Source organism: Sporosarcina sp. So3-204, from assembly GCF_058068165.1.
In genome coordinates this window covers 2704887-2717675 of the sequence record NZ_CM176485.1, presented here as the reverse complement: position 1 = coordinate 2717675, position 12789 = coordinate 2704887, and the positions used below count along the sequence as shown (strand labels likewise).

The window sequence follows — 12789 nt, the reverse complement described above, 5'->3', positions numbered from 1 at the left end:
TTACCCTCTGGCATTACATAATCTAACTAGGCATGAATTTAAAATATAATGGAGGTAAAAGTTATGAATTATTTATCATTCAGTGGGACTGTAATGACAATAACTGATTTTGGGATAGGGACAAATAATGATGGTGGTGGCTGTTATAAATTATTTTCTTTGGATAATGGAAATGGAGCAGTGGTTAACTTCGTAGTAGAACCTAAAACTTATTTCGTTGACCATGTGATGATACGTGAAGGCGACAGGGTAACCGGGTTTTACGATGCGAACGTACCTGTTCCATTAATATATCCACCGCAATATCAAGCTGTCGTTATGACAAAAGATTCACCTACTCAAAATGTGAAAGTCGATTATTTTAATGAACAATTTGAAAGCAGTGACGGCATGTTGAAATTAAATGTTTCCAGGCAAACGCCAATGTTTTTAGAAAATGGTCAGTACTATAATAGAAATCCTGCAAATCGAAATCTAATTGTTATTTACGGCGCAACAACTAGAAGTATCCCAGCACAGACGACACCTGATAAAATAATTGTGATGTGTTAAAAGGTTTGAAAAAATTATAAATTATTTTTGTGAAAAGTGAACTGGAAATGCCTTCAGTTCCGTTTATATGGTGAAGATAGGTGGCGAATGTGATGGATATTGAACAAATCGTACAGGATGTAGGTGCTGATGTCAGTATTCAAATCATTGATGGTCGCAGTAACTTTTGCAGCATTAGTTGTAGCGATATTGTCATTTAACCAAAAAAAATAACCCATCCTTGAGTTGATAGCTCAGATGGGTTATCACTACCATGAATAGCCGACTCCCTTTGTGGGGACTTGCTATTAATTTGACTGCTGATTTTGCACATCGGTGGTCTTTTTTAGTCTATTCAATTTCTACATATATTATAAAATTAATGGTTTTTATTGTAAAAGGAACAGATTCTAGTAGTGACTGTGTTCAACTTCTAGGGGAATGAGTATCCTTTAAAGAATTCCGAATCCCACCACGTCTTTTTACAATACGTACTAATGTGTTTTTTAAATAAAAAAATTGAATAAGCAACACAGAAATGTCTACTTTCCCTTGTAATGCTGCTGTAACTCTATTCCAATTGAAGCGCAACTAGTCTGGGATCACGAAAATTATCATATGACAGCTAGATAACAATATGATGACGTTGAGGGGTTTAGGTTTAATTGTGAAGAAGTTAACGGTAAGATGCGTTGTAAGCTCAAGAAACAAAGGGCGATGGATTTGAAAGGGGTTTCCACGAGATGAAGGTAAAAAAAGTTCTACTACCGTTTATAGCGGGCGCACTTGCAATTAGTCTAGCGGCTTGTAGTGGTGGTGGAGAAGATAAAGCAAAATCTGAATCAGTTGAACAACAAGTGGAGCCAAATGAGATTGTGGCGATTGTAAATGATGAAGAACTTAAAGGCGCAGAATATAACGCTCTATCGATGTCCATCCAAGATCAAATGGAACAAATCGGAGAAGACTCATCTAGTAAAGAATCTGCTGAACAAGTAAAAACAGAAGCACTTGATACGCTTGTTAATCAGGCATTGATTCTTCAACAGGCAAAAGAATCGGAAATAAAAGCGGAGAAATCAGAAATAGATGAAAAATATTCAGAATTTGTAAAGCAATTTGACGATGAAAAAGCAATGAAAGAAATGCTCAAAAGTCAAAATGTGGATGTAGAGACTTTGAAAGCACAAATTGCCGAGTCGATCATTTTTGAAAAGTACCAAAATAAAGTAGCACCAGTAGGAAAAATTACTGAGAAAGAAATTAAAGAGTACTATGATCAAATTGCAGCTCAATCAAAGGATACTGAACAAGAATTGCCGCCGCTTGAAGAAGTGCGTGATGAAATTAAAGGTAGTATTGAACAAGAACATCAGCAAAAGCAGCTTGCTGCGCATGTTGAAGAGTTAAAAGAAAATGCTGAAATTGAGTTGGAAATATAAAAAACAACCCTCATTTATCTCCTATCGGAAGGTGATGAGGGTTGTTTTAATTAAAGTGAACCTTCAATCGGTGGGAGGATCACCCGCTAATTTGGGACTATAACAACTATGATCTAAAAGTTAAGAGGATGAGGATTTGAAGAGAAATGCCTATTTTGATAACGCAAAACTAGTTTTAATTTTTCTAGTTGTGTTTGGTCACATGATCCAACCTTTCAGTAGTGGGTCAAGTGGAATAAACACTTTATATACATGGATTTATACGTTTCATATGCCCGCTTTTATATTTTTAGCAGGTTTGTACGCAAAGGGTTCGGGGAATCGAGTGTACATTATTAACTTAGCAAAAAAGTTATTGATACCGTACCTGATTTTTCAACTTTTATATACAGTCTATTATTTATTTATCGGAAAAAGTGGATGGCAGACAGGTATATTTTATCCACATTGGTCTCTCTGGTTTTTGTGTAGCTTGTTTAGCTGGCATATATTATTAGCCTTTTTTAAAAAGGTACCCGCTATGTTGGGTGTGGCACTCGCTGTATTTGTTGGATTAATTGTGGGATATTTTGGTGAAATTGGACATACATTTAGTTTGTCACGAACATTCGTCTTTTTCCCATTTTTCCTTCTTGGGTATTGGGTTACTGAAGAACAAGTTATGCGTCTGAAGCGTAGAAGTGTAAAGCTAGCTTCGTTGATCGTCCTATTTGTTGTTGGGGTCGCAATCTATTTTGCACCTGACTTAAATTCGGGATGGTTAGTGGCATCGAAGTCCTATGGGGATTTAGGAATGCCAGCGTTTGGAGGGCTCGCTCGATTACTTGTTTATGTCACTTCTGCATTAATGGCAATGTGCATTTTTGCTTGGATTCCGCAAAAGAACAGTAGACTAACACATTTGGGCACAAGGACGTTATATGTATATTTGCTGCATGGGTTTATCATCCAACTTTTACGAGAGGTTGATATTTTAAAAGTAACTGGATTTATTGATGTCATTGGTATTGCAATATTATCGGCAGTTATTGTGCTTCTGTTATCTACTAAACCAGTCCTAGGTATATGGCAGCCGTTTATTGAAGGGAAAAGCACTATTATTAAAAATGCATTTAAAAGAACAGTCGCAAGAATACGGCAGAGACTTTAGATGATTGGAATAAGTAGGGGATTCAAAACGCGCTATTAATCTAAAAAAGTGATGGGGGTAGTGGTAATGACAGAGACGAAACAAGAAGTGGGTTTTACTACACGGGCCAATTTACTTGAAGGGATTGAAGGGGTCGGTGGGAGAATAAATATTACAAATGCAGAAGTATTTTTTAATGCTCATAAATTAAATATACAGAGTGAATCATTGGTGATAAAAATCGAAGACATTAAGGAAGTTGAAAAACGAAGCACACTTTTCATCGTCCCTAACGGATTAAAAATTAAATTAAATAGTGGAGAAGAATATAAATTTGTCGTAAGTAAACGTACAGCGTTAATTACACACATTAAAAGTCAAATGCGGAGAATAAGCCAAGGTAAATCAATAAATACTGAATAATTATAGCGAGGACAACATAATTCAGAATCATATATAAAATTTGCTTATTCAATCAACGAGCGCATTTCTGAAGTGAGAAATGCGCTACACTTTTTAAAAATTAGTCCAACATATTTAAAAATTTTGGTAGCAGCTTTTAACACGACTCAGAATTTAACAAAATCCTAATTCAAATTCCTCGAAAGGAGGCGCAATTAGGATTTTTAGTTTTTTAAAATTAAAGCTGATGTAGATTTTATGTTTAAAACTTCTGTCAAAAAACCTTTTTTCACTACATAGTATCCTTTCCCAAAAAAACCTTCTATATGTATAAGGTTTCTATCGTCATCGGTCTATGCAAATGTTAAAGTTCAGTATTCACGAAAATAAAGGCGAGCTTTTTGAAGATTTAGCACTACAAGTATTACGAATCGCTGTGCAAGCTACAAAAAATAAAATGATAAATAATTTACCAGGTTATTACGCTGGTGTACTCAGCGCACTCATTGAAAAGGCTTTATTTGGTGATGTGTTTATGGAGTATGATAGTCAAGTTGATATTCAAAAGGTGCCAGTCACCAATTACTATGTCCAGTAAACAGGAACTTTTTTGTAAGAATGTATAGATTTAGAACACGTAATATTTGGTAAATATTTGTAACTTATAATTGCGGTAAGAGTCTAATAATTAGGAGGTATTATGATGAGAACTTTAAAAAACATAATTTTTATTTCAGCCTTTTTTTTATTATTATCTTCTTGTAGTAATTTAACTTCTCTTATAGGATGTCCTGATGGAGAAATAGAATGGGTAGATATGTTGATGATTGATGATATTAAATACGAGCATCATTTTCCAGAGCCGGCGAATGAAAATCATACTATAACGATTGAAAAAGGTAAAGAAATTGGTAAAGTAACATTCAAAATGGCTGATAATGCATGTAGTAATCACAAAATGAAAAACGGCGATGCGGCATTTTTAGAAAAAGAAACAGTCATTTATGAAGTGAAAGGATATCCAACATCCTTAATTGTTGTCGCAAATGATGTCGTCTATATAGCTAACTCAAATAAAAAGGCGAAAACTACAGGAGAACTTTACCCTGTGGATAAGTTGGTGAAGAATATTTATATTGAGAGCACCGAGGATGGAAAGAGATTGCATACATTCTCACAGTCTTCTAAGGATAAGTTCTTAGCCGCATTTTATGAATTAAAATTAGAAGATGTCCAGTCATTAATTGATAAAGATAAGTTAGATGGAACGCGTATATTTTTAGAAATTGAACTTAATAATGGCGTTTCGTTTAGGCAACTTTATTGGAGCGATTCTAATACATTTAATTGTGGCGCCATCGGAAACGATGAAATAAAAGAAGTTATTAATTATGAAGTATCAAAACTAAAGAAATAATACGAGTAAATATGCTACGATAAAGAGTTGAAGAACTGACTTTAACAAAAGATGAGCAAGTAGAAGAAATAAAAATAAGAAACGATACAGATACAAACTTTGAAGAAGAAATGTCGAATAAGCAAACCGTTGGGGCAAAGGTTTTTTCGACTATCGAAAAAGAAGGTCCTATTTTACTTGTAGAAACAGAAGGAGAAATCTTAAAATATTATGCATTGGTAGAAGGTTAATGAACTTTCCAATATTCATCAAATTGTGGAATTACTGTATAAGAGATTGTGTCTAGATCACGTTATTGGGCGATTATATGTAAGAAGGTATTTACAATAAATTATAGAGTTTTCACAGCAGAAATTATTTACAGGGGGGGAGTAGTTTGAATAATCACCTTGAAACGCCTGAAGAAAAAAGAGAACGATTAAGACAAAGTGAATTAAAAAATAATCCCACTGGTTCTCTAAACGATGGATTAAATAGAGGAATTGGTGGAAATTTAACTGCTATGGGTTTTAAAGAAACACTGATATTAATTGTTGTTTTAGTAGTTGGTTATGTTTTATACAAATTGCTTTTTTAGATTTTACTTAATCTTCTTCAAGTAATTAGGGTGCGTTTAATGTGTAATATATGAGCTTCAATTGCACGAATTTAAAGTAATTAATTTTGAGTAATCAAAAATATAAGAGGTGAAAAATGGAGGAAACGTATACAGTAGACAAAAAAACATAGAAATAACTAAAGAGGACGAATGGATTGATGTTGAGCTAACAGCTTTTACATTAACTATTGGTGACGTGCCTGACATTGCTTTATTTAATTACTCAAAAGAAGATTATGACTTATTGGACTTATGAGAAGGAGAGCGATGCTGATTTAACACTGCTGTTCCTCTTTGTTTTTCTAAGAGTACTTTTACGAACGTCCTAGACAAAAATAGTCCTTACAAGATAACCGGCAGTTAATTAAGTATTGTTGATCAGTTGGAAACTATATTTTGTACACGAATTATTAATGCATTGATATACTGAAATCTAGAAGCCGAGGTGGAAATTAGGGTGAAATCTCCCCGAAATCTTTATTAAGGTTATAATTCAAGAAAAGTGATTTTTAAAACTGAACGACCTATAAATTAATGACGGCAGTTTTCTCTTATTAAGGCAATAGCCTTCGTTACTTTATAGTTGGAAGTGTGAGGAGTGAGGATATGAATAATTTTTATACAGCATTAACATATGTAAATAAAGTTGTTTATGAGCCTAATCAGCTAACAGTAAAATCAATCCAAGAAGAAAAACAAAATTCCAAGTATGGTGCTGGTACATTTCAAATATCTTCTAGAACAGTTCGATTCAGAGTTGCAAATATAACCCCTAACAAAGTAGGGCAGTTTGTTGCGTTTTGGGAAAAAGATGAAAACAATAAAAATCAATCCTATTCATATGAGGAAGCACCTGATTTATTAGTTATAACTACTTTTAAAAATGATAATGAGTTTGGACAATTTATTTTTCCAAAAGAAATTATTTTCAAACAGAATATTCTTAGGTCCAGTTCAATAAAGGGGAAAATGGCAATAAGAGTTTATCCTGGTTGGGATAGTCCGACTAGTCAACAAGCGATGAAAACACAAGAATGGCAGTTGCCCTATTTTGTAGATATGAGTAACGCAAATAAATTATCCACAAAAAAATTGTTAGAACTTTATTCTCTATAATCCTTTGCGATCGATTGCAGCAAAGGGATAAAAGTATATCCATGAAGTTCCTATTCAAAAATATTTAAGCTATAAGACTATATTGCAGGATTTATAATATTTAAGAAATTATCTATTTTGTAATAGGGCCATTGTTCAATAGATTTTTCAACTTAATTCCAATTGGTTGTATAATGAAATAAAATACATAAAAAAGGGAGTTAGGATTATGAAGTTATTCCTTATTATTATATTGGGCTTATTGTTAGTTGCTTGTACAAATGATGAATTTTTATATTCGGATACTTCTGAAAAGGCAATAAAGTTATTGGAATCCAAAATTGGCTTTGTTGAAAATATGAACATCATAGAGGCAATAGATGTAAGTGTTGATAGGAAAATATATGCTTTTGAAGAGGAGGTAGCAATTACCGATAATAGTGAGAGTAAAGCTCAATATTTTGTAGCACTTGTTGAAAATCAAGAAAAAGGTTGGATTACCATAGGAATCGCTAGGAATTGGAAAACCTTCAGACCATGATGTAGTCGCAACTGGAGGGAATTGTTTTGAAGCTGGCTTTATTGACACAACTGACAATTTAAAACTAAAGAAAAATCAATATGCTCTAAATATACCTGAAAAAAATTATTCAATATGGGTAGAGTCAGCAGAATGTAATTAAAGCATTTAAGCAAGGCTACACCTCCATACGGCCATTTTATTTAAAATAAAAGAAGCATTTTTAAAACAAGTAACACCTAAACTATCGGGCCATTGTGAATAGGTTACACTTAGTTGGACAATTAAATTAAGGGCATGTAGAATCATTCAAAAGAAGTGAGGAGATCTACTATGTCCACAAAAAGAAGAACGTTTTCAACAGATTTTAAAAAACAAGTCGTTGCACTCTACGAAAATGGGAAAAGCCGACAAGCAATTACTGAAGAATACGAATTAACGCCGTCTGCATTGGATAGATGGATTAAACAATTTAGAGCGTCTGGTTCTTTCAAAGAGAAAGACAACAGATCTCTAGAAGAACAAGAAGTAATTGAACTCCGCAAGCGAAACAAGCAACTTGAAATGGAAGTTGATATTTTAAAGCAAGCCGCGCTGATCATGGGACGAAAATAGAGGTTATTCAAAAGAATCGCCACAAATATTCGGTATCAGCAATGTGTAAAGTCCTTCAAATTGCACGTAGTACTTTCTATTATGAAACTGAAATAGCTGCTCAAAAAGAACAAGAAAAATTAGCAGAAGAATGCGTATTAAAAGAAAAAATCACAAATGTTTTTAATGACAATCGCAAAGTCTACGGAACTCGAAAAATAAAGATTGAATTAGATAAAGAGGAAGCATTATTTCCGGTCTCCAGACGTCGAATTGGCCGTTTAATGAGCGCGCTAGGCCTCGAATCGAAGTATGCTAAACCATCGTATAAGCCAATGGCGACAAGCCCTAATGAAGAATCTATTCGAAATGTGTTAAACCGAGAATTTGAAGTGGATAAAGAAATGTCCGTGTTAGTTAGCGACTTAACGTATGTAAAAGTTGGACGTCGTTGGAATTATGTTTGTTTTTTAATTGATTTATATAATCGTGAAATTGTCGGGTGGAGCGTCGGCGCACAAAAAGACGCAGCCCTAGTTCAACGTGCGTTCGATTCAGTTAAATACCCACTAGGAACTGTAAACTTGTTTCATACAGACCGTGGTTCAGAATTTAAAAACGTTGGCATCGATGAGCTATTAAGTGATTATAAAATTACGAGATCTCTTAGCCAAAAGGGAAACCCTTATGATAATGCGGTGGCAGAAGCTACATTTAAGATTTTAAAAACAGAATTGATTAACGGCGCGCACTATCAAACGCTTGATCAACTGTCGCTTGAACTTTTTGATTACGTCAATTGGTACAACAATATCCGTTCACACGGTACATTAGGCTACTTAAGTCCAGTTGCTTATAAAGCAATATCCCTTAATAGTTTTGTTTGAATTAGTGTTGACTATCCATTTTGTGAGTAGTTTTTATTGAGATTGAATAACTATATTCAAAATAATTCATGGAGAGGGCAGAGAACATGAGAAAAATAGATATATAAGAATTTAAAGGAAGTTATTATGAAGTTGGTTTAGCAGATGGACGCAGGCTAAACAACTCAGATCATTATCAAAGTATACTTTCAAGTATTAAAGAAAATTTAAATTTAGAACAAAACACGGAAGAAATTAGAAGTACGTTAAATTATTTTTGTCCGAAACTCTTAGATGAATTAAAAGGTCTTCAAGAAGGTATGAATTATCCGGAAAGTGATGTTTTAAGATTGATTGGTGGATATGACATGCCAATTTTAGAAATGGGTTGTACAAGTTTTATAACTGGCGATTATTACGTACGTAATTATGATTTCAGCCCGTTAATATACGACGGAAGCTTCGTTATTCAAAGACATAATGAAAGCCAGTGGACTTGTGGAAATTCGGAGCTTATGGTTGGAAGGTTAGACGGGATGAACCATAATGGCTTAACTTGTGGGATGCATTTTGTAAACAATGATCTACACAAAAAAGGGTTTATCGGAAGTACTATTGTGAGAATTGTATTAGAAATGTGCAAAAACGTGGAAGAAGCTATTGATTTATTAAAAGAATTACCGCATGCAGCTAGCTATAACTATTCATTAGTTGACCGTAATGGTAATTTGGCTGTCTTTGAAGCATCCCCCGAAATGACAAATATTCACCGTGAAAAAGATTCACTTTCTTGTGTTAATATGTTTCAAACAGGCAAGATGAAAACCTATAATCGAGCAAATGTTGACTCTTCTTTAGAAAGGGTGAAAGCATTATCTCATTTATCCAAATCTCTAAAGCCTGTTAGTGAGGTTCATAAATGGTTTAGTGATCAATCATCTCCTGTCTTTTATACGGATTATGAACATTTCTTTGGTACGTTACATACAGTTTCTTATGTCCCTAAGATCAATAAGGTGATATTAACCACTCCCGGAGATGAGCCTCAGGAAATTACATTCTAAATTTTTCATGTAGTCTGTGTATTGTAGTTCTTGTGGACATAGAATAACTATCACAATCCGGTGCTTTAGTTGAACAATGTTCTTAGATTCAAATTCCATTTAAAATTTTACCACCCGTATTCACGAAAAGGTTAAATAAAAGCATATCCATTATAAAAGAATTCGAAAAAACTGTTCTCTAATGTAACAACCTAAAATCATTATATAATTTTTTACATGAAATAACGACTATTCCATTACTGGCTAATATATCTTTATTATAAAGGGGTAATGCATGAATAAAAATTTTGTCATTTTATTGATAATAGCTTTATCTTTGTTTTTTACAGAAAGAAGTTATGCTAATGAACTTACAACACCATCTGGAATTTCATTATCCGATGTAGAGCGTTTCGTAGACGATTATGTAAATGAATATATTGGTGAAACAACTGCGGGTGCAAGCATTGTTATTTTGAAAGATAATGAAATTGTTTTATCAAAAGGATATGGTTATGGAGATATTGAAAACCAAATTAAAATAAATACGAATACTGCTGTTTTTGAATGGGGTTCAGTTAGTAAATTGTTTGTCTGGGTGTCGGTCATGCAATTAGTAGAACAAGGAAAAATCGATTTAGCTGAAGATATAAACAGCTATTTACCGCAAGGATTTTTAACAAAACTAACATATGATGTTCCTATCACTATGTTGGATTTAATGAATCACACTGGTGGATTTGAGGAAAATATCTTTGATTTGGGCTATGCTAACGAAAACCGTGTAAAATCTTTAGAAGAAGGATTGAAAATTGCTGAGCCAAGCCAAGTATATCGTCCAGGTGAAGTCGTTGCTTATTCTAATTACTCAACTTCTCTAGCTGCATATATAGTTCAATTAATTACAGAAAAAGACTTTAATGAATATGTTGATGAACATATATTTCAAAAATTAGGTATTCTAGATTCAACTGCATATCTGTCTTTAGGGAGAAATAAGCAGATAGAAAAAAACAAAGTAAATGGATATGAACTTTTTGAAGAAGGAAATTTCAAACTATCGACACCGTACTATATGTCCATGTATCCTAGCGGTGGAATAAATGGAACAGCACCAGATTTAACTAAGTTTGCAATGGCACTTATGCCACAATCCGATAATGAAAACGTTTTGTTTGAGGATGAGGATACGCTAATTACAATGCTTTCGCAAAGTTATGCCGCTAATGAAAATGTCCCTGGTATCGCACATGGTTTTTGGGAGTATGAAGGGAAGTATAAAGGATTAACACATGGTGGAAATACAGTTTCCTTTTCAAGTAATTTTCATATCGTCCCTGACGAAAACTTTGCAGTAATAATTTTAACGAATCAAGCTGCAGAGCTTGATATTTCCTATGGACTGATGAAGGAATTGGTTGGAGAAAAAGAGATACAAAAAGTAAAATTGGCGGAATTACCAAATTCACAAATACTAGCAGGAAAGTATATTACTACTCGCAGAATGAAAAGTGGCTTCTTAAATTTGTATTACTATTTACTACCACTTACAGTCAAATCACTAAATACGAATGAAATTGAAGTAAGCATGGCAGGTATGAAAGCTAATTATGTCCAAACTTATCCAAATGTTTATATTATGAAAAATGGTAGTAATATGTTTATTCTTACAAATGTTCTTTATTTTTCTATAAAGGATGGTAAGGTTAAACAAATTTCTACTTCGATTTCAGATTATCTACCTTTAGATAAAAGTCCATCTTGGCTAACAATAAGTGCTGTATTATTCATTTATTGTTTAGTATATTTTATTGCTTCCCCATTCGTTTTAATCGTGATCAGTATTTTGAATCGGAGAAGAAAAAAGATTTCTATAAAAATCAGGAAATGGGTTTACCTATTAAATGTTGTTGGTACAGCATTTATCGTAAATATTATATTATTAGTAATAAGGATGTTGAGTAATAGTGATCGAGGATATTTTGAAGTATTCCCACAAATAGTTGCTAATTATGTTTTAACTATTTTAAGTGTTGTTTTTATTATTTTCATTTTAGTTCATTGGAAAAAGGAAACTTTAATGAAATTACAGAAGGCTTTTTATCTTCTATCAATCGTTACTATTGTTATATTAATTTTTTTGCTTATAACATGGCAGTTTTATTCTTAATGAAAAGGCACTGTTAAATTATACTGTTGATATTAGATTATTTAGATCAATAGGGACCCAATAAGGTTTTCGGGGATATCTATATATTGAGTATCTAAAATGAAAGAAAAAAAGTTACCCTAGTCAAAAAACTTTTATTTTAATATCGCTTTTAATTACTTTTTTTCAAAGGAAGAGAAATATAATGCGGGAATTTATCAGACAAGAAAAATTTTAAGCTATAAGACTGATTAGCTATCAGTAGTGATGTTTTTGATTATTGATATAGACGGAAATATAGTAGAGGTTATTTTTGATAATGTTTCACAAACAATGGGAGATTTTATTTGGACTTCCCGATATATAAATGAAATTAAAAGATGTGACTTAAATAAATTAATTGATGTAGCAGATAGTACCCATTTAATAAATTCGTCAGCACATTATATTTATGAAATAGAGAACTCAGACTTTATTGAATGGTACGATCAACTATCTTGGTTAGGTAGTGAAGATGGCCCTTCAGTAGAACATCATATATATAACGATGGTATTTTTGAAGTTGTAAGTGACTATGAACTAAGGTTTGTAGAAAAAATAATCGGTAGGTAATGTTGGGGAAATCATATAATTCATTTAGGAATTTTAAATGCATTGCTCCCTATATTGAAGTAAAGGGGGAAATTGGGGAGTAAGTATTGTGTCACATTCCTTAAAAGTGTTGACAATCCAAGAAAGGGAAAATTAATTTGATAAAAACCTTTATAAGGTACTTTCTAATTATTGTCTTATTTATTATATTTTTTTCCGTGTTTAATTTCTTGTGGAATCTCTTAGGAATAGGAGGAATAGGAGGAATTGCAGGAGGTGTTGAAGTTTTTATTGGAAGTGTAATTGTTTTAATTAGTTGCGGAGTACTTTCGATAATAACAAGTGACAAATTAATTGCTGTTATTAGAAGTTAATCAGATCTATATTTGCTTGGCAATTGGGGGCTAATTGT

At 32.9% G+C, this 12789-nt stretch carries 13 protein-coding genes and 1 pseudogene; all 14 read left to right on the top strand.

Annotated features, from left to right (window positions below; all coding sequences use genetic code 11):
• The first annotated feature begins 63 nt into the window (after positions 1–63).
• The 14 genes and pseudogenes from AC3RV6_RS13310 to AC3RV6_RS13245 all read left to right on the top strand — a co-directional run bounded on the left by AC3RV6_RS13310 (position 64) and on the right by AC3RV6_RS13245 (position 12398).
• Positions 64–552 (top strand): hypothetical protein, encoded by a 489-nt coding sequence (locus AC3RV6_RS13310; RefSeq protein WP_489746517.1) that lies wholly within the window; start codon positions 64–66, stop codon positions 550–552.
• Positions 553–1274: 722 nt separating this feature from the next.
• Positions 1275–1973 (top strand): SurA N-terminal domain-containing protein, encoded by a 699-nt coding sequence (locus AC3RV6_RS13305; RefSeq protein WP_489746516.1) that lies wholly within the window; start codon positions 1275–1277, stop codon positions 1971–1973.
• A 136-nt stretch (positions 1974–2109) separates the two neighbouring features.
• Positions 2110–3123 carry an acyltransferase family protein gene (locus AC3RV6_RS13300; protein WP_489746515.1) on the top strand — a complete coding sequence of 338 codons (1014 nt, stop codon included), beginning with the start codon at positions 2110–2112 and terminating at the stop codon, positions 3121–3123.
• 66 nt (positions 3124–3189) lie between these two features.
• Positions 3190–3525: a GRAM domain-containing protein gene (locus AC3RV6_RS13295; RefSeq protein ID WP_489746514.1), complete on the top strand. Its 336-nt coding sequence runs from the start codon at positions 3190–3192 to the stop codon at positions 3523–3525.
• A gap of 340 nt (positions 3526–3865) precedes the next feature.
• A complete protein-coding gene (locus tag AC3RV6_RS13290; protein ID WP_489746513.1) occupies positions 3866–4102 on the top strand; it encodes a hypothetical protein in 237 nt (78 codons plus the stop codon).
• A gap of 105 nt (positions 4103–4207) precedes the next feature.
• Positions 4208–4921, top strand: coding sequence for a hypothetical protein (locus tag AC3RV6_RS13285; RefSeq protein WP_489746512.1), 714 nt, complete (start codon positions 4208–4210; stop codon positions 4919–4921).
• A 376-nt stretch (positions 4922–5297) separates the two neighbouring features.
• Complete coding sequence (locus AC3RV6_RS13280; RefSeq protein WP_489746511.1) at positions 5298–5498, top strand: DUF6366 family protein; 201 nt, start codon at positions 5298–5300, stop codon at positions 5496–5498.
• A 109-nt stretch (positions 5499–5607) separates the two neighbouring features.
• On the top strand, positions 5608–5775 hold the full coding sequence (locus tag AC3RV6_RS13275) for a hypothetical protein (protein WP_489746510.1): 168 nt from the start codon (positions 5608–5610) through the stop codon (positions 5773–5775).
• 350 nt (positions 5776–6125) lie between these two features.
• A complete protein-coding gene (locus tag AC3RV6_RS13270) occupies positions 6126–6635 on the top strand; it encodes a MepB family protein (protein ID WP_489746509.1) in 510 nt (169 codons plus the stop codon).
• A 208-nt stretch (positions 6636–6843) separates the two neighbouring features.
• A complete protein-coding gene (locus AC3RV6_RS13265) occupies positions 6844–7155 on the top strand; it encodes a hypothetical protein (protein ID WP_489746508.1) in 312 nt (103 codons plus the stop codon).
• Between the two features lie 312 nt (positions 7156–7467).
• A protein-coding gene (locus tag AC3RV6_RS13260; RefSeq protein WP_489746139.1) for an IS3 family transposase occupies positions 7468–8615 on the top strand; the annotation gives its coding sequence in 2 pieces (ribosomal slippage) (positions 7468–7714 and positions 7714–8615; 1149 coding nt in all).
• Positions 8616–8740: 125 nt separating this feature from the next.
• Positions 8741–9658 (top strand): annotated as a pseudogene (locus AC3RV6_RS13255) (C45 family autoproteolytic acyltransferase/hydrolase); the annotation flags it as partial.
• Between the two features lie 274 nt (positions 9659–9932).
• Positions 9933–11807: a serine hydrolase domain-containing protein gene (locus tag AC3RV6_RS13250; RefSeq protein WP_489746507.1), complete on the top strand. Its 1875-nt coding sequence runs from the start codon at positions 9933–9935 to the stop codon at positions 11805–11807.
• A gap of 252 nt (positions 11808–12059) precedes the next feature.
• The gene (locus AC3RV6_RS13245; protein ID WP_489746506.1) at positions 12060–12398 is read left to right on the top strand and encodes a hypothetical protein; all 339 of its coding nucleotides are present in this window, start codon (positions 12060–12062) and stop codon (positions 12396–12398) included.
• The last annotated feature ends 391 nt before the right edge of the window (positions 12399–12789 follow it).